This window comes from Chryseobacterium culicis (assembly GCF_900108365.1).
Classification (GTDB): domain Bacteria; phylum Bacteroidota; class Bacteroidia; order Flavobacteriales; family Weeksellaceae; genus Chryseobacterium; species Chryseobacterium culicis.
Map to the genome: position 1 here is coordinate 577,050 of NZ_FNWQ01000003.1, position 17,696 is coordinate 594,745.

The 17,696-nt window shown below is 36.7% G+C and carries 15 protein-coding genes; 8 read left to right on the plus strand and 7 right to left on the minus strand.

Features of this window, described 5'->3' with window-relative positions; genetic code table 11:
- The first annotated feature begins 211 nt into the window (after nucleotides 1-211).
- Complete coding sequence (locus BLW74_RS22255) at nucleotides 212-382, plus strand: lmo0937 family membrane protein (RefSeq protein WP_139265745.1); 171 nt, start codon at nucleotides 212-214, stop codon at nucleotides 380-382.
- Nucleotides 383-719: 337 nt separating this feature from the next.
- Nucleotides 720-1,508 carry a 5'/3'-nucleotidase SurE gene (gene surE / locus BLW74_RS14350; protein ID WP_089693291.1) on the plus strand — a complete coding sequence of 263 codons (789 nt, stop codon included), beginning with the start codon at nucleotides 720-722 and terminating at the stop codon, nucleotides 1,506-1,508.
- Between the two features lie 56 nt (nucleotides 1,509-1,564).
- On the opposite strand, the gene BLW74_RS14355 is transcribed toward surE, so the two are convergent.
- The 3 genes from BLW74_RS14355 to BLW74_RS14365 are packed head-to-tail and all read right to left on the minus strand — an operon-like array spanning nucleotide 1,565 to nucleotide 3,963.
- On the minus strand, nucleotides 1,565-2,968 hold the full coding sequence (locus BLW74_RS14355) for a radical SAM protein (protein ID WP_089693293.1): 1,404 nt from the start codon (nucleotides 2,966-2,968) through the stop codon (nucleotides 1,565-1,567).
- 18 nt (nucleotides 2,969-2,986) lie between these two features.
- Nucleotides 2,987-3,214 carry a hypothetical protein gene (locus tag BLW74_RS14360; RefSeq protein ID WP_089693296.1) on the minus strand — a complete coding sequence of 76 codons (228 nt, stop codon included), beginning with the start codon at nucleotides 3,212-3,214 and terminating at the stop codon, nucleotides 2,987-2,989.
- On the minus strand, nucleotides 3,211-3,963 hold the full coding sequence (locus BLW74_RS14365) for a prolipoprotein diacylglyceryl transferase (RefSeq protein ID WP_185116361.1): 753 nt from the start codon (nucleotides 3,961-3,963) through the stop codon (nucleotides 3,211-3,213). The genes BLW74_RS14360 and BLW74_RS14365 overlap by 4 nt, the downstream gene beginning before the upstream one ends.
- 61 nt (nucleotides 3,964-4,024) lie before the next feature.
- Between BLW74_RS14365 and BLW74_RS14370 the strand changes: the two genes are divergently transcribed.
- On the plus strand, nucleotides 4,025-5,062 hold the full coding sequence (locus BLW74_RS14370) for a GMP reductase (protein WP_089693300.1): 1,038 nt from the start codon (nucleotides 4,025-4,027) through the stop codon (nucleotides 5,060-5,062).
- A gap of 36 nt (nucleotides 5,063-5,098) precedes the next feature.
- Here BLW74_RS14370 and fabG read toward each other — a convergent pair whose 3' ends face one another.
- From fabG to BLW74_RS14390, 4 genes are all read right to left on the minus strand, one after another.
- Complete coding sequence (fabG, locus tag BLW74_RS14375; protein ID WP_047377912.1) at nucleotides 5,099-5,842, minus strand: 3-oxoacyl-[acyl-carrier-protein] reductase; 744 nt, start codon at nucleotides 5,840-5,842, stop codon at nucleotides 5,099-5,101.
- A gap of 173 nt (nucleotides 5,843-6,015) precedes the next feature.
- A complete protein-coding gene (locus tag BLW74_RS14380; RefSeq protein WP_139265746.1) occupies nucleotides 6,016-7,527 on the minus strand; it encodes a WG repeat-containing protein in 1,512 nt (503 codons plus the stop codon).
- Nucleotides 7,528-7,533: 6 nt separating this feature from the next.
- Nucleotides 7,534-8,208 (minus strand): 16S rRNA (cytidine(1402)-2'-O)-methyltransferase, encoded by a 675-nt coding sequence (gene rsmI / locus BLW74_RS14385; protein WP_089693304.1) that lies wholly within the window; start codon nucleotides 8,206-8,208, stop codon nucleotides 7,534-7,536.
- Nucleotides 8,209-8,210: 2 nt separating this feature from the next.
- Nucleotides 8,211-9,695 carry a hypothetical protein gene (locus BLW74_RS14390; protein ID WP_089693307.1) on the minus strand — a complete coding sequence of 495 codons (1,485 nt, stop codon included), beginning with the start codon at nucleotides 9,693-9,695 and terminating at the stop codon, nucleotides 8,211-8,213.
- Between the two features lie 61 nt (nucleotides 9,696-9,756).
- On the opposite strand from BLW74_RS14390, the gene BLW74_RS14395 reads away from it, so the two are divergent.
- From BLW74_RS14395 to mnmG, 5 genes are all read left to right on the plus strand, one after another.
- Nucleotides 9,757-10,344, plus strand: a complete 588-nt coding sequence (locus tag BLW74_RS14395) for a thymidine kinase (RefSeq protein WP_089693308.1) — start codon at nucleotides 9,757-9,759, stop codon at nucleotides 10,342-10,344.
- A gap of 195 nt (nucleotides 10,345-10,539) precedes the next feature.
- Nucleotides 10,540-12,987: a bifunctional UDP-N-acetylmuramoyl-tripeptide:D-alanyl-D-alanine ligase/alanine racemase gene (locus BLW74_RS14400; protein ID WP_089693310.1), complete on the plus strand. Its 2,448-nt coding sequence runs from the start codon at nucleotides 10,540-10,542 to the stop codon at nucleotides 12,985-12,987.
- 2 nt (nucleotides 12,988-12,989) lie between these two features.
- Complete coding sequence (locus BLW74_RS14405; protein ID WP_089693312.1) at nucleotides 12,990-15,149, plus strand: patatin-like phospholipase family protein; 2,160 nt, start codon at nucleotides 12,990-12,992, stop codon at nucleotides 15,147-15,149.
- Nucleotides 15,150-15,153: 4 nt separating this feature from the next.
- Nucleotides 15,154-15,573 (plus strand): rRNA maturation RNase YbeY, encoded by a 420-nt coding sequence (gene ybeY / locus BLW74_RS14410; protein ID WP_089693314.1) that lies wholly within the window; start codon nucleotides 15,154-15,156, stop codon nucleotides 15,571-15,573.
- 147 nt (nucleotides 15,574-15,720) lie between these two features.
- Nucleotides 15,721-17,583, plus strand: a complete 1,863-nt coding sequence (gene mnmG / locus BLW74_RS14415) for a tRNA uridine-5-carboxymethylaminomethyl(34) synthesis enzyme MnmG (RefSeq protein WP_089693316.1) — start codon at nucleotides 15,721-15,723, stop codon at nucleotides 17,581-17,583.
- Nucleotides 17,584-17,696: the final 113 nt, after the last annotated feature.

Below are 17,696 nucleotides of genomic sequence, written 5' to 3' on the forward strand. Positions count from 1 at the left end.
AAATTTAATACCTTATTTGTAATTATCAGGCAGTTTTATCTATTTTTTTGTTAAAGGAATAAAAATTCTATTCATACAGAGATAATCTGATACAAAAAAACATCCTGTAAAAATATCATAATATAAAAACAGATACCACAAAAATTGTTTTTTATGAATAAAGGCATAAAATATGCAGATAATTAAACATACAAATTCAAAATTTTAAGTTATGAAAAGTTTACTATGGTTAGTAGCAGTCATCTGCATCGTTGTGTGGCTATTGGGAATGTTAAATATAGTTCCCGGAATTAGCACAGGTTATTTAATTCATATTTTATTGGTTATTGCCATTGTTGTGATTCTGTACAATATCATATCTGGCAGAAAACCTCTCGACTAGCATATTATTTTGTTGAACGATCAATTAACAACCTCAGGATTTTCAGGTGTTCTTTTTCAGGATGTGCGCCTGTAAGGTTCTGAGGTGAATTATGATAGTATTTTCCTTCTGTTATTTTCATTCTTCCAAGGACTTAAACTCATGGTAAACAGTCCTTTTCATTGCTGTTCTGCGCTCAGAATATCAGGATTACAATTCCTGAATCACAATAAATATTAATCAATCCTGTATTTTATTGCTTCTTATTTTTAACTACATTTGATGGGTTGAAAATCTATTTGTTCAGTTCTTAAAGTGAACAAATTTCTCTGTTTAAATAAAAAAATAAATATAATGTATGGAAAGACCACTTATTCTGGTAACTAATGATGACGGAATTACAGCTCCTGGTATCAGAAATCTAGTAAATTTTATGAATGAAATAGGAGAAGTGGTGGTAGTAGCACCCAACTCTCCTCAAAGTGGAAAAGGCCACGCTATTACGATCAATTCTACCCTGAGTTTTGAAGAAGTTACTCTGGATGGACCGCAGACAGACTTTTCATGCAGCGGAACTCCGGTAGACTGTGTTAAAATGGCTCTTGATAAAATCCTGACGAGAAGACCTGATATTGTGGTTTCAGGAATCAATCATGGAGCTAATTCCTCCATCAATGTAATCTATTCCGGAACGATGTCTGCCGCTGTAGAAGCTGGTGTAGAAGGCATTCCTGCTATTGGATTCTCATTGCTGGATTTCAGCTGGGAAGCAGATTTTTTGCAGGCTAAAGAATTTATTCAGAACATTGTAAAAAGAACATTGGAGAATCCAATGCCTAAAGGAGTTGTACTGAATGTTAATATTCCAAAACTTCCGGCTGAAGAAATAAAAGGAGTGAAAGTGTGTAAGCAGGCTCATGCCAAATGGGAAGAAAGCTTTGATGAAAGGATCAATCCGCACGGTAAAAAATACTACTGGCTGACCGGATATTTTAATAATATGGACGATTCTGAAGATGCTGATGAAACAGCTTTGGCAAACGGGTATATCTCTATTGTTCCTGTAAAGTTTGATCTTACCGCTTACGAATACATGAAAACACTGGAAGAGGTAATGACTTTCGATAATGTAAAAGAAGCAAAATAGATTTTAAAAATTAAAGATAAAAAAGCGTGAAATTTTATTTCACGCTTTTTTAGGTATTAAAATAACACTTTATCTTCTTTTCTGAGTTCTTCCAGGTAAGCTTTTTTTTCATCCCTGTAAAAGAGATTCATGGTTTCAAATGGAATTAACTTCAAATCTTTATTAACAATGTGCACACACGATTTTTTTACGGCCCGTACATCAAAATCATGAGCATCCATAAAGTTCATAATAATAATTCTAAACAGATTATCGTAATCAAGATCCGGGGCACAAACCTCCGGAAGACAGCATAGCAACTGATTTACTTTAGGCTGCACTTTATCTACAGAAATTCCTGTACTGAATATATCCAGCAGCTGCATATGCAGCCCTTTATCCTGTTCGTAAACTATGGTATTTCTTGATTCATTGTTCAGAAGATCCGCAGGATTGATATATCTGGTTAAAGGAATGGTTTCGTCCTGAAGTTTCAAAATATATCCCATCGCCAAGGCATCCGGATTACAGGGAACCGGTATAATATCATCAGCATTTAATAAAGGAAACTGACTGATGATTTCCTGCCTTACTTCGGTTAAAGTAATTTTTTCATGAGCAGAATCTTCCCGGTTTCTTCCCGCAATTTCAACGGGCTGGAAGGTAATTCCTCTCACACACTTCTGCTTAAGCGCAAATTCTATAATTTTTCCGATTTCATCAATATTTTTGCCTTTCTGAAGAACAATAACTAACGTCGTGGAAAGATTAAGCTCATTAAGCTTTTGCAATGCTTTCATTCTTACAGCAGTAAGATCTTTACCTCTAAAATCTTCCAGAACTTCCGGTTTGAATGAATCAAACTGAAGATAAACTTCAAACTCAGGGGCATAAGTGGCCAGCTGTTCAGCAAATCCCGGATCATTGGCAATTCTGACTCCATTGGTATTCAGCATGAGATGTTTGATAGGTTTGGACTTCGCAATATCCATAATTTTGAAGAATTCCGGATGAATAGTGGGTTCGCCACCGCTGATCTGGACTACATCCGGCTCACCCTCATTTTTTACAATGACATCAAACATGGCTTCTATTTCTTCCAGCGTTCTATGACTTCCATAGTGCGGAGAAGACATTGCGTAACATGTCGGGCAGGTCAAATTACAGCGGTCTGTAACTTCTACGATAGAAAGACAGCTATGCTGTTCATGGTCTACACAAAGTCCGCAATCATAGGGACATCCGTATTCTACATCAGTTCCGAAATGAAGAGGCATTTCTGAAGCTTTATTATAGTTTCTTATGTTTTTATAATAATGTACATCGGAAGCTATTTTTGTTTTAAAAAAGCCATGATCAGGACATCTCTTGGTCATAAAAACAGCTTCATCCTCTATGATAATCTTTGCTCCTACCCTTTTAAGGCATTCCGGGCAAAGGCTGATGGTATAGTCGTAATACGTATAGTTTCTTACTGGCATCGTTATTTTTTTAATTGCTTACCCACAAATGTAACCGCTGATCAATCCACAGATCAGAAGGGAGATAAGCATTGTTTGTATAAATTGTTTTTTGCTGAATTTCCTGTTGTCCTTACTTTCATAAATCAGTTTTGCAATACCTGCAACAATAAGAGACAATAATAAAGCGCCTATAATTATGACGCCAACGATAACGATTACCACACCGGTCATATCACCAACCTCCAAAAGTGTTAATAATTTCATCTTGAATATTTTAAAGTGGTTTGAGTATTTTTAAGAGCATAAATGTAATAAATAATTATACAAATACAGACAAGCTGGATGGTTCCCAGATTTCCAGCAAATTCAACCCGTGGTTTTATAAAATCTAATAAAAATCTGAATGTAAAGTAGCTCAGCATAAAGATCTGAAAAAGAAAGCCTGACTTATAATTCTTCTGTTTCTGAATATATCTTAATCCCAGCCATAGAATAATCAGAAATACTATTTCATATAAAGCAACCGGATGCCTGAGGTATTGATCTCCCAGATGCATTCCAAAAACAGAGTCTGTAGGAATGCCGTAGGTTTCTTCATAAACTCCGGTAAGAAAGCAGCCGATCCGCCCTATAATCATCGCCAGCATTAAAGGAAACACCACCAGGTCACCTGTACTTTCTTTATGACTGACTATCTTTTTTGCTAATTCAACCCCTAACAGCCCAAAGGCCAGGCCTCCTACTATGGTATTGTTTGACCAAAATTTTTTAATACTGAAATTCTCAAATAAAGTATAGGGGTTTTCTAGATTACCAATCAGCTTGGAGCCTACCAAAGCTCCCGCTGTGGCGCCTATTAAAACGGCAGCAGAGGTATTGAATGACAGTTTTTCTCTGGACTTTCGTTTCAGATAAAAATAATATCTCATGCCCAGAAACATTCCACCTGCCTCAAAAAGTGGATGAGCAAGGATTGTTTTGCCGAAAATATGAAATGTTACAGGAAAATCCATTATTTCAAAAATACACTATTTCATAATATTCACTACCTTTATTCTGACAAATAATTACAAAATGCGTATAGAATATGACATAAAACTGGGGTTTAAGGATGTAATGTTCCGCCCTAAGCGTTCTACTTTAAAATCCCGATCGGAAGTTAATTTAGAAAGAGAATTTACCTTTAAGCACACTAAGAAAAAATGGACCGGAGTTCCCATAATTGCAGCCAATATGGATACGGTAGGAACTTTTGAGATGGCTGTGGAGCTTGCCAAAGAAAAAATCATTACAGCAGTTCATAAACATTATACTCCCGAAGAATGGAGCCATTTTCTCGACAGCCAGCCGGAAAGCATTCATCAGTATATTGCTTTAAGCACCGGAACAGGAAAAGCAGATGAAGAAAAAATAAGACAAATTCTTGAAAAGCATCCAAAAATTGAGTTTCTATGTATAGATGTAGCCAATGGCTATTCTGAGCATTTCGTTGAATTTGTGAAGAAAGCAAGAGCCAATTTTCCTGATAAAATTATTATAGCCGGAAATGTGGTTACCGGAGAAATGGTAGAAGAGCTTCTTTTGGTGGGGGCTGACATCATAAAAGTGGGTATTGGCCCAGGATCTGTGTGTACTACAAGAGTAAAAACAGGGGTAGGATATCCGCAGCTTTCTGCCATTATTGAGTGTTCGGATGCCGCTCATGGTTTGGGAGGGCATATCATTGCAGATGGTGGCTGTAAAGTACCCGGAGATGTTGCAAAAGCCTTCGGAGGAGGCGCAGATTTTGTAATGCTGGGCGGAATGTTTGCCGGCCATGATGAAAGCGGCGGCGAAATGATTGAAGAAAATGGCAAAAAGTATCGTCTTTTCTACGGAATGAGCTCAAAAACCGCAATGGATAAACATTCGGGAGGGGTGGCTGAATACCGTGCCTCTGAAGGAAAAACAGTGAAAGTGGCTTATAAGGGCCCTGTTTCGGAAACGGTAAAGGATATTTTAGGAGGGGTAAGATCCACCTGCACTTATGTAGGAGCTTCTAAACTTAAAGAGCTTTCCAAGAGAACAACTTTTATCAGAGTCCAGGAACAGGAAAATCAGGTTTTTAACTAGAATAAAAAAGGCTGCAGATTGCAGCCTTTTTATATTTTAAGTTAACATACCACCGTCAACGTTTAATGTCTGTCCTGTAATGTATGCTGACATTTCACTTCCTAAGAATACGCATGCATTAGCGATATCCGCAGGCTGTCCTCCTCTTTTCATCGGAATTTCTTCTCTCCATCCCTGCACTGTTTTTTCGTCCAGAACAGCGGTCATTTCCGTTTCAATAAATCCAGGAGCAATAGCGTTACATCTGATATTTCTTGAGCCTAATTCCAATGCTACAGATTTTGTAAACCCGATAACTCCAGCTTTAGAAGCCGCGTAGTTAGCCTGGCCGGCATTACCCTTCACTCCTACTACAGAAGTCATATTGATAATAGATCCTGATCTTGCCTTCATCATTGGCTTAATTACTGCTTTGGTAAGATTAAAAACAGAGTCTAAGTTTACTTTGATTACTTTATCCCAGTCTTCTTTAGACATTCTCAATAACAGGTTATCTTTTGTAATCCCTGCATTATTGATCAGAATATCAATCTGCCCGAACTCTGCCATTACATCCTCCACCAATTTCTGAGCAGCATCATAATCTGATGCGTCAGACTGATATCCCTTAATCTGGGTTACAGAACTTAAAGCTGCTTCTAATTCTTTTGCCTTGTCTACAGAACCCGCGTAGGTAAATGCTACTTTTGCCCCCTGCTGAGCAAACATTTCAGCGATACCTTTACCGATTCCTCTTGTAGCTCCGGTAATTAATGCTACTTTTCCTTCTAATATTTTCATATCTATTGATAATTATTTTCTTTTATAACTCATTCAGCTTGTGACAGCTGCCTCTTGTTGCTTCTACAATTCCTCTCCGGAATTAAACGGTTTGCAAAGATATTATAAAATGTTATTCAAGCCATTTAAATTGTTAAAATACTGGATTTTTTTGACAATTATTAGGATTTTCATTAAAGCTGAACAGCGTTATTTTTAAATCTGGTGAAATAAATAAAATCTGTTTTTTTGCCTTTATCCAGCTTCAGCACTTCCTTCTGCCAGAAATATTTATCATAAATTATTTCTTTGAGAGGCTCATTCTGAAAGTTTGAAACACCGAATTTGCCTTCTTTTTTTACTACAATTTCGTTTTCAGCATTCCCGAATGTGATAATATCCTCGTAAATAAAGGGTACAATTTCTATTCCTTTCCCATCCAGAATACCATATAAATTATCTGTATTTCTGCAAACCAAAGGTTTTGAATAATGATTCAGTATATTAAAATATTCTATTCCCTCATTTTTGATTTGGCTGATATTTTTTAATTCAGATATTGATTGATCCTTTACGGAAAATCTGTAATAGCGATTTTGTTTTCCAATGATAAGATTGTCCGGATAAAAACCGAAAACCTGAATTCCTTCTCCTATAATATTTTTCAGATTATCATCCAGAAACTGCTCTTCATCTCCTTTTTTAAGATAGATAAAATCCTGGCCGGAAATGGTAAAACTTTTGATAAAATCGTAGTCCTGGGGAAAGATCATATTTCCCTGCAGATCTACAATGCCGGATTTTCTCAGTTTATCGTTATAAACACTGAAAAGGTTGTTTGATAGCGGATTCAAGTATTTAAAAGCCTGCGGATACAGCTTCTTATCTTTCTTATTGAAAATGGTTGTCTTTCCGCTTTTTGTGAGGTAGATATATTCCTTTTTGCCAAAATATTCCGGAGTAATATCGTTATAGATTTCTTCAGCGATGATATTTTCATCGGTGTCCATCAATCCGTATTTTCCTGTACTTTTATTTTGGGTAATCAGATACGGATATGCATTAATATTTACAATTTGTTTTGAAAATTGATGAAGTGTCTGTCCGTTATTTCCGACGATTTCATTTTCGCTGTCATCATTAATAATAAGTGCTTTTCCGTCTTCGAAGTTATAATATTCTTTAAACGCGCGGGTACTGAGCTGCTTTCCGGTAAGGTCATACAGAAACCATTTTTTATCTTTTAAAACAAAAAACCTGTTCTTGCCAGAAAAACGGATCTTTTCAGCATACGGAATGATTTCCTTCCCGTTAAAGTCAAAAACGGCTTCTTTATCCTGCTTAGAAGAAATAATACATTCTCTGCTCCACCAGTGTGTATTGAACTCCTGACTATCCATTGGAATAATTTCTTTACCGGTTTCGTCAATAATGGCTGATTTTCTACTGTTTCCATCTTCAGAATACAGAATGAATCTGTTTTTAAAAACATGCAAAATACTTTCCTTATATGGAGATTCAAAAGTAATATTCCCTAAAGAATCTACAATACCCTGTTTCTTATCACCTGCATTGTAAAACGTTCCATATCCTTCAGAATAGGAACTTATCTCCTTTTCTGTCTTTTTAGACAGAATCACTTTCATATATTGGTTAGTCTGTGCTGTACAGACTACAGAACATAAAATAAAAACTAATTTCTTCAAGAAAAATTACATAGAATTATTGACAATAAGAACGATCTCGCCTTTTAAAGTTTTACTTTTGGAAAACTCAATCAATTCATTGATTGTTCCACGTTTAGTTTCTTCAAATTTTTTAGAGATCTCACGGCTTAGGCTTACTTTGGTTTCTTCTCCGAAGAATTCTTTAATCTGCTCCAGCGTGGTATTGATTTTATGAGGGCTTTCGTAAAGCACAATGGTCTTTTTCTCTTCCGCAAGCTGCTTCAGCTTTGTTTGTCTACCTTTTTTCTGTGGTAAAAAGCCGGCGAACAAAAACTCGTTATTGGGAAGTCCGGAAACCACTAATGCCGGAATCAGCGCTGTAGCCCCGGGAAGGCATATCATATCAATATTATTGTCTGCTCCTGCTTTTGCCAGTAAATATCCGGGATCTGAAATACCCGGAGTTCCTGCATCCGTAATGATTGCGATATTCTGGCCGCTTTTAAGGTCAGCAATCACTTTATCGGTTGCCTGATGTTCATTATGCAGATGATAAGATTTCAAAGGTTTTGAGATCTCAAAATGCTTTAAAAGTATTCCGGAAGTTCTGGTGTCTTCGCATAAAATATAATCTACTTCTTTCAGGACATTTACCGCCCTGAATGTCATATCTTCCAGGTTCCCAACGGGTGTGGGAACAAAATATAGGATTCCGCTCAAAATTATAAGAATTTATTTTCCACCAATATCCAAAGTCTCTGTGCATATTCATCCACCTTATTCCATTTTCTTTCGTAATACAGATCACTGAGATATTCTTTGGCTTCCTCCAGTGTTTTGAATTGGTTCAGCTGAAATATTGCATCATTCAGATCAGTCTGGCTTCCTCCGAAGAGCATTTTTGAGAACGCAATGCGGTCATTCAGGTCCAGCTTAAATTCAGGTTTCTGCTTCTCTGCTTCCATAAATTGGGTAGGAATGTTAGATTTCAGGATGCTTCCTGTATCTTCTTTCACTGCTGCCGGCTCTTTTTCCTTAGGAAGTGGAAGTTCTGTTTCCAGATGATCATCATCAAAAAGTGACTGAACGGCTTTCAACCCTTTGATATTGGCTAATTTTATTTTTTTCTCCTGCTGATAGGCTTCTAAATTTTCAAAGCTTTCATCAGAAGGATGTCTGTCTGTATCTTCAGGAACAGGCCTGTCTATTTCAACAATTTTCCTTCTGTCATACACTTCGGCAAGAATGCTTTCTTCCCTGGCAGGTTCTTCAGAATGGTCATTTTTTATCTCACTAAGAATGTTTTCTACATTAGAAGTTTCCGTGGTCATTTCTCCCTGTTCTATGGCAGCATTTGACGCTACAAACTGTTCTTCATTTTCTTCAATCAGTATTTCATCATCCAGTGTTTCTGTATCGAAAATACTAGGAATAGTTTCAGTAACCGAAGTTTTAACATCCTCTACCACGGCAAAATCAGTTTCTTTTCGAGATTCTGTTTCTGTGGTTTGCTCTTCTTCCTGATTGTCTATATCTGTCAGCTGATTTTTGAAAGAAGTTTCTTCCGCTGTCATCTCGTGATGAAACAGATCTTCGTTAAGATCTTCGTCGGAATCCGGTTTAGAGTCTGCAAGAATTTTATCTTCATCTACAAAGCTCAAAACAGCTCTCTGCTCTTCTGAAATTTCATTGTCGTCAATTTCGTTCAGCTGATTATTGAAAACAGCCTCTTCTTCCAGGGCTTCCTGTTCAGGAGCTCCTTCCCGATTATTGTCCTGTTGGTTTTCTTCTACAAAACTCACAAGATTTTCGTGAAATTCGTTTTCAACAATATCATTCAGCTGATTGTTAAAAACGGCCTGTTCTTCTTCAGATGCCTCTGAGAAAACTTCATTTTCATCAATTTCGTTCAGCTCATTATTGAAGATAGCTTCCTCTTCCGTTACTTCGTTTCCTGAATCATGATGATCTGTATCTCCCGACACAAAAGAGAGGTGCTGGTAGTCCGGATTTTGTACCGGATCTGCTGTAACGAAATATTCAATATTCTTTTCCAGCAGTTTCAAAAAAGAAATCCTGTTAGCAAGCTCATCTACAAGATCTTGCTTGGAAAGTAATTCATCGATGTGACTTATTTTGTCCAGATTATCAATGATATTCATGGATTCAAAAAAAATCTTTTCCTTTAAATCTTGGATATTCTGCATAATAAGATTCTTATTAAAATTGCTTACTTTTGATGTTAAAAATATACGGCTAATTTAACAAATGTTTTTAGAAAATACAATTAATCATTCCAAACAAAGTGGTTGGATGGAAGTAATTTGCGGCTCTATGTTTTCGGGAAAAACCGAGGAGCTTATCCGCAGATTGCGAAGAGCGGAAATGGCAGGGCAGAATGTGGAAATTTTTAAACCAAAAATGGATGTGCGATACTCTGAAGAGGATGTAGTATCTCATAATCAGAATAAAATCCGCAGTACTGCAGTAGAAAATCCTAATGAAATTCTTCTGTTGGCTTCCAATTGTGATGTAGTAGCCATTGATGAAGCTCAGTTTTTTGATGAAAGCATTGTTGACGTTGCCAATCAGCTTGCCAATAGTGGTATCCGGGTAGTAATTGCAGGACTGGATATGGACTTTTTAGGACGTCCTTTCGGGCCGATGCCCAACCTGATGGCAACTGCAGAATACGTTACAAAAGTGCATGCTATTTGTAAAAGAACTGGTAATCTTGCCAATTATTCCATGAGAACTTCCCAGGGGGATGATCTGGTGGAACTGGGAGAAACTGAAAGCTATGAAGCAGTAAGCCGCCGTGTTTTTATTGACGAAGTACTTTCAAAAAGAAAATAAACAGATATGACCCCACGGAAAAATTACTAAATTGTAATGGAGCTGTTTGCGTCAGACCATAAATACATTCACTTAATATAAAAGAAGCAGCGCAAAGCCTTATTGTAAAATATCAAAAGGAAATAAAATATTAAAGATCTCTGATAATTTTACATTTCGCAGTTTTTCGCTCAAAATAAAGCAGAAAGGGTACCAATGAATTATACAGTACAACACATTGCAGAGATCACCAATGCACAGATCATTGGAGACGGAAATATATGGATCAAAAATATAGCCTTCGACAGCAGGATTATTTATTCTATTAAGAATACTGCGTTTATCGCAATCAATACTTCTAAAAATTCCGGCGAAAAATTCATAGAATCTGCAATGGACAGAGGTATCAGTGTTATTATTTCCGAGCATCATTATCCTGATTTTGAAAATATTACCTGGATTATTGTTGAAAATTCTGTGGCGTTTCTTCAAAAATTAGCCAAATATCATTTCGAGCATTCTCATTTACGATCTATCGGAATTACGGGAAGCAATGGGAAAACAATCTTAAAAGAATGGCTGTATCAATGTTTATGGAACGAATTTCCTACAGTTAAAAGTCCTAAAAGCTTTAATTCTCAGATTGGTCTCCCCCTGTCTCTTCTTCAGATCAACAGCTCACATCAGCTGGGAATTTTCGAAGTAGGAATTTCAAAACCGCATGAAATGGAGAAGCTTGAAAATATTTTCCACCCTCAGATCGGGCTTCTCACCCATATCGGAACCGCACACGCTGCCAACTTTTCTTCAGAAGAAGAACTGATAGATGAAAAAATCAGACTTTTCAAAAATTCTGAGGTGATCATTTATAATGGTGATAATTCTGTGGTGGATGAAAAAATTAAAAGATCGTATTCTGATAAAAAATTAATTTCTTACGGCTTTAAAAAAGAAAACCAGGTTTTCATCAACAACAATATTTCTAAAGACGAAAACATTATTGTTGAATATTTTGGTGAGGAAATCAGTTTTCCGGTTCATCAGAGAGACGAAGCTACATTAACCAATGCTATGGCGCTTATCACAGTCCTCAAGGAGCTGAACATCGAAAATAAAAAGATCGTTGAAAAAATCAACCTTTTAAAAGCCGTTGAAATGAGGCTTGAAGCGATTGAAGGAATTAAGGGCAATATTATCATTAACGATTCTTTTAACCTTGACCTTGATTCCCTGAAGACTGCCCTTCAGTTTTTGAATGAATATAACAAAACCAAGAAATCACTTGTTTTAACAGATATTGTAGGAGTAAATTCCAACGCAAAGGAATTGTACGAAGAGGTTTCCGAACTGGTGAACGAGCAGCATTTTGACTCTGTCTTCTTAATTGGTGAAGAAATTTCAAACTTTAGTGAATTATTTAAAGCGAAAACATATACTTTTATTGACACTAAAGAATTAATTGACAGCAAACATCTTACTGAATTAGAAAATCAGATTATTCTTCTTAAAGGAGCAAGAAAATTCGAGATTGAAAAGCTGAAAGATATTCTTGAGCTGAGAAAGCATGATACAGTACTGGAAGTAAACCTTAATGCAATTCTTCATAATATTAATTACCATAAATCACTGCTGAAACCCGGAACCAAAATGATGGCTATGGTAAAAGCAAATGCTTATGGTCTTGGAAGCTATGAGGTATCAGAATTCCTGCAGCATCACCATATAGATTACCTCGGAGTAGCTTATGTAGATGAAGGCGTAGAGCTTCGTAAAAAAGGAATTACAACCCCCATTATTGTAATGAACCCTGAGCAGCACAGCTATCAGACGATCATAGAATATAACCTTGAGCCTGAAATTTACAGTTTCAGAGTTCTTGAACTATTTTATGAAGCCGTTCAGAAATCCGGATATGACAAAAAATATCCTATCCATATCAAACTAGAAACAGGAATGCACCGCCTTGGCTTTAAAGATTTTGAACTCGATCAGTTAAGCGAAACTTTAAGCCTGAAAAATGTAAGGGTACAAAGTCTGTTCAGCCATTTATCGTCTTCTGATATGCCTGAAGAAAAAAAATTCACAATGAAGCAACTGGAAGTTTTCGAAAAAAACTCCGGCTACCTTATTGAAAAATTAGGCTACGCTCCTATTCGGCATATACTGAATTCGGCTGGAATAACAAATTATAAAGATCATCAGCACGACATGGTAAGAATCGGTATCGGGATGCTGGGAGAATCTGCAGATCCTGAAATTCAGAAGCAATTAAGGTCTGTTGTAAGTTTTAAAACCGTAATTTCACAGATATCAACGGTTGAAAACGGTGAATCTGTAGGCTACAGCAGAAGATATAAAGCTGATCATCCTACCAGAATTGCCACAATTCCTGTGGGATATGCTGACGGTATACCGAGACTGATCGGAAATCAGATTGGAAGTGTCGGAGTACATAAAATATTGGCTCCCATTGTAGGAAATATATGTATGGATATGATGATGATTAATGTAGATCATATTCCTAATGTGAAAGAAGGTGACATGGTAACTGTTTTCAATGCAAAACCGAGCTTAAAAGAATTTGCAGGCTACTGCAAAACAATAACCTATGAAGTATTAACCTCCATTTCGCCCCGGGTGAAACGGATTTATATAAAAGATTAATTATGAGAAAACTCCTGATTCTGCTTTTCATATTCTCACTGTTACTGATCCATTCTCAGGTAAAAAAAGATCTGGTGATTCCGAAGAATCCGAAGATAGGGCTCTCACTTGCCGGTGGTGGTGCCAAGGGTTTTTCACATGTAGGAGTTCTTAAAGTATTAGATTCATTGGGAGTGAAAGTAGACTATATCTCCGGGACAAGTATGGGAGCCATCGTAGGTGGGTTATATGCGGCAGGCTATTCCGGAAAAGAAATTGAAAAAATAGTCATGGATACAGATTTTTATTCTTTAATCATGGATCCAAAATCAAGACAGGAAGCCAGTTTCTTTAATAAATCTGTAGACAAATACCTATTATCTATTCCGCTTAAAAACGGAAAAATCACACTTCCCTCCTCTATCAGTACCGGACAGAGAAATGTTTATCTTCTTAAAGAGCTTTTTAAGAATGTATCCAATATTGAGGATTTCTCCAAAATGCCCATCCCTTTTCTCTGCGTGGCCACCAACCTGGAAAGCGGCAATATGCAGATTTTTGAAAAAGGAGATCTGGTACAGTCTATTATGGCCAGTTCCGCATTTCCTTCCTTAATGGATCCCGTAAAAATTGGAGACAGCATTTATATTGATGGTGCCATGACGGTAAACTATCCTTCAAAGCCTTTAAAAGACAAAGGAATTGATATTGTTATCGGGGTGGATCTTAACCAGGATCTTTCAAAAAGAGAAGATTTAAACAATATTATAGCCATCCTGAATCAGGTTATTGATTTTGGAATAAAAAAAGATACCAGAAAGCAATATCAATATACAGATATCAACATAAAACCAAACCTGAAAGGGATGTCTGCTACAAGCTATGACGACAAAAAGAAAATCCTGGACAGCGGATATGTGGAAGGTTTAAAGTATTCCCAGATATTGGATCAGCTTCCAAAACGTCCATTTGACCGCCTGAGACAAAGTGTGAATCCTATTTATTCCAATGTATACAAAATAGACAGTATTTCTATTGAAGGAAGTAAAATCTACGGGAAAAATTATACACTCGGGAAAATGGGATTACGTCTTCCCTCTTTACAAACTTATGGAAATATCAATAAAATGATAGATAAGCTGGTTGCAACCAACAATTATCGTTTTATCAATTATGATATCGTTCAGGAAAATGATGCCAATTATCTGAAGCTTTACGTCACTGAAGATGATACCCGCCATTTTTTAAAATTCGGGCTGCACTATGACGAAGTTTTCAAAACAGGTCTTCTTTTGAATTATTCTGCAAAGCGGCTTTTATTCAAAAATTCAAATCTTTCTCTTGATGTGGTTGTAGGTGACCGCGTGAGATATTATCTGAACTACTTTATAGACAACGGATATATCCCTGGTTTTGGCCTTTATTCATCCGGAATGAGCTTCGATATCAAGAATGTGGATAATTACGCTGTAGACCGCTGGGAATGGCTCAGAAATGAAGCTTTTATACAGTCTGTATGGAAAGATAAGTTTGCCATTGGCGGAGGTATCAGCCACGATTATTTCAAGGCCGAAAACAGCAATGGTGAAAACAGACGTTACAGCCGTTTTTTAAATCCTTATATTTTCATTAAAACCGACACTCAGGATGATAAAGAATTCCCTACAAAAGGGGTTTACTTTGCAGCAGAAGGAAAGGTTATAGATCTTTTAAAGTCGCAGGTAGACAAGAGAATTATTCAGATTAAGGCAGATCTTAGGCTTAATATTCCTCTCGGTAAACAGTTCAGTTACCGTCTGAATTTATTTGGAGGAGTTACCATAGGAGAAAACCTTCCGGATTATTACCAGTACAGATTAGGAGGAATTTTTGAACAGAATCTGATTAATTTTAAAAGTTTCGGAGGTTTTTATTTTGCCCAGCTTTATACCAATAATGTAATACTGGCGTCTAATGATATCCAGTTTAAGTTTAATAAAAACTATTTTATCAGCGGAAATTTCAGCTTTGCTAACTTATCAAACGATATTAAGTTTGAAGATGCAGTTAAAGTAAATTATAGCTCATTGGGAATTACGGCAGGTTACAAATCTCCTTTCGGGCAGATAAAAGTTAACTTCAGCCACTCACTTAAAAATAACCAAAAAGGTATATTCAGTGTTATCTTAGGACACTGGTTTTAAAAAAATGATACAGTTCTTTTACGAAAACTTACCGGAGTCGGTAAGTACAGATTACAAAAAATGGCTGGAAGATCTTATTCTTTCAGAAGGAAAAAAACTAGGGGAAATCAACTATATTTTCTGTGATGATGAATATCTTCTTAAGATCAATCAGGATTATTTACAGCATGATTATTATACGGACATCATCACTTTTGATTATGTAAAAGGTAAGACAATAAGCGCTGAGATTTTCGTATCTTTGCAGCGCATTTCTGATAACGCCTCTACCCTTTCCCGAGATTATGAAGAAGAATTAAGAAGGGTTTTAGCCCATGGTATTTTGCACCTTGCAGGCTATAAAGACAAGACGGAAGAGGAAGAAAAAGAGATGCGGAGGATGGAAGATTTGTACTTAGCCAAATACAGGGATTTAGAGATTTAAAATTGAACAATCACTTAAAGTCCGATATCTAAAGTACTCTGTTCTAGTAACAATATAAGTTTATCTAGAGTGCATTCTCCAAAAATGTTTCACGTGAAACATTGGTTGAAAATATAAGGTTTAAAGCTTAAAACAAGCGAGATAAAAATGATTTCAGAAATATATGATGTAATAGTAGTTGGTGCCGGACACGCAGGTTGCGAAGCAGCAGCAGCGGCAGCTAACCTCGGTTCAAAAACCCTGCTTATTACAATGAATATGCAGACCATCGGACAGATGAGCTGCAACCCGGCAATGGGCGGAATCGCAAAAGGACAGATCGTAAGAGAAATTGATGCAATGGGAGGATATTCCGGAATTGTAGCAGACAAATCTGCCATTCAATTCAAAATGCTGAATCTTTCAAAAGGTCCTGCGATGTGGTCTCCGAGAACCCAAAATGACAGAATGCTTTTTGCCGAAGAATGGCGCTTAGCATTAGAGAACACTCCCAATCTTGATTTCTTTCAGGATATGGTAAAACAGCTGATTGTTGAAAATAATAAAGTATCCGGAGTAATTACTTCTTTAGGAATTGAAATAAAAGCAAAATCTGTAGTTCTTACTAATGGAACTTTTCTTAACGGATTAATTCACGTTGGAGATAAACAATTAGGCGGAGGACGAATGGGTGAACCAAGAGCCTTTGGAATTACAGAACAATTGGTCACTTTAGGTTTCGAAGCAGGAAGAATGAAAACCGGTACTCCACCAAGAGTAGACGGAAGAAGTTTAGATTATTCAAAAATGGAAGAACAGAAAGGAGATGAAAATCCTCAAAAGTTCAGCTATCTTGATACACCAAAACTGACAAAACAATTAAGCTGTCATATTGTATATACCAACGAAACGGTACACGATATTTTAAGAGAAGGATTTGACAGAAGTCCAATGTTCAATGGAACGATTCAAAGTTTAGGACCAAGATACTGCCCAAGCATTGAAGACAAGATCAACCGTTTTGCAGAAAGAAACAGACACCAGCTGTTCGTAGAACCGGAAGGATGGCGAACTGTGGAAATCTACGTTAACGGATTCAGCTCCTCTCTTCCTGAGGATGTACAGATCAAAGCAATGAAACATATTCCGGGATTTGAAAATGTAAAAGTTTTCCGTCCGGGTTATGCTATTGAATATGATTACTTCCCTCCTACCCAGCTCAAACATACACTGGAAACAAAATTAATTGACAATTTATATTTTGCAGGACAGATCAATGGAACAACCGGATATGAGGAAGCTGCAGGCCAGGGATTAATCGCCGGTATTAATGCTCACAATAAAGTTCATGAAAAAGAAGATTTCATTCTGAACAGAGATGAAGCTTATATCGGAGTTTTAATTGATGACCTGATCACAAAAGGAACCGAAGAACCGTACAGAATGTTTACTTCACGTGCCGAATACAGACTTCTTTTGAGACAGGATAACGCAGATATCAGATTAACTGACAAAGCATTTAAGCTCGGATTGGCAAAAGAGGACAGATTAAGAAGAGTTGAAGCCAAAATATCTGAAAGTCAGTCACTTGAAGACTTCCTTCGCGAAACTTCTTTAAAACCTGGTATCATTAATCCTGTTCTTGAAAGTATTGAGAGCAGTCCTGTAGATCAGGCTTACAGAGCGGCACAGATTCTTACCAGACCCAATATGACTCTTGAAAAACTGGATGAAATTGATTTTATTAAAGAAGTTTCTGCTCAATATAACGATGAAGTAAGAGAGCAGGCAGAAATCAATATTAAATATAAGGGATATATTGAGAAAGAAAAGGAAAATGTAGCTAAGCTAAATCGTTTGGAAAATATTAAAATTCCAGAAGATTTTGATTACACAAAGCTCAGCAGCCTTTCTGCAGAAGCAAAGCAGAAAATGTCTAATGTACGTCCAAAGACCATTGCACAGGCAGGAAGAATAAGCGGAGTTTCACCAGCAGATATTAACGTTTTATTGGTTTATTTAGGACGTTAAAATAAAAAATGTTTCACGTGAAACATTACAAGTAATCAATCAAAAATTAAGGTATTTATGAGGCCCTATCACCCTCTGGATATCTTAATTTTTTTTCATCAAAAAAAGTATAG

Excerpts from the sequence above, each read along its gene's own strand:
- BLW74_RS14395 (WP_089693308.1), top strand. The coding sequence starts at position 9,757 with ATGTTTTTAGAAAATACAATTAATCATTCCAAACAAAGTGGTTGGATG.
- ybeY (WP_089693314.1), top strand. The coding sequence starts at position 15,154 with ATGATACAGTTCTTTTACGAAAACTTACCGGAGTCGGTAAGTACAGAT.
- BLW74_RS14390 (WP_089693307.1), bottom strand. The coding sequence starts at position 9,695 with ATGCAGAATATCCAAGATTTAAAGGAAAAGATTTTTTTTGAATCCATG.
- surE (WP_089693291.1), top strand. The coding sequence starts at position 720 with ATGGAAAGACCACTTATTCTGGTAACTAATGATGACGGAATTACAGCT.
- fabG (WP_047377912.1), bottom strand. The coding sequence starts at position 5,842 with ATGAAAATATTAGAAGGAAAAGTAGCATTAATTACCGGAGCTACAAGA.
- BLW74_RS14365 (WP_185116361.1), bottom strand. The coding sequence starts at position 3,963 with ATGGATTTTCCTGTAACATTTCATATTTTCGGCAAAACAATCCTTGCT.
- BLW74_RS14370 (WP_089693300.1), top strand. The coding sequence starts at position 4,025 with ATGCGTATAGAATATGACATAAAACTGGGGTTTAAGGATGTAATGTTC.
- BLW74_RS14405 (WP_089693312.1), top strand. The coding sequence starts at position 12,990 with ATGAGAAAACTCCTGATTCTGCTTTTCATATTCTCACTGTTACTGATC.
- mnmG (WP_089693316.1), top strand. The coding sequence starts at position 15,721 with ATGATTTCAGAAATATATGATGTAATAGTAGTTGGTGCCGGACACGCA.
- BLW74_RS14360 (WP_089693296.1), bottom strand. The coding sequence starts at position 3,214 with ATGAAATTATTAACACTTTTGGAGGTTGGTGATATGACCGGTGTGGTA.
- BLW74_RS14355 (WP_089693293.1), bottom strand. The coding sequence starts at position 2,968 with ATGCCAGTAAGAAACTATACGTATTACGACTATACCATCAGCCTTTGC.
- BLW74_RS14400 (WP_089693310.1), top strand. The coding sequence starts at position 10,540 with ATGAATTATACAGTACAACACATTGCAGAGATCACCAATGCACAGATC.
- BLW74_RS22255 (WP_139265745.1), top strand. The coding sequence starts at position 212 with ATGAAAAGTTTACTATGGTTAGTAGCAGTCATCTGCATCGTTGTGTGG.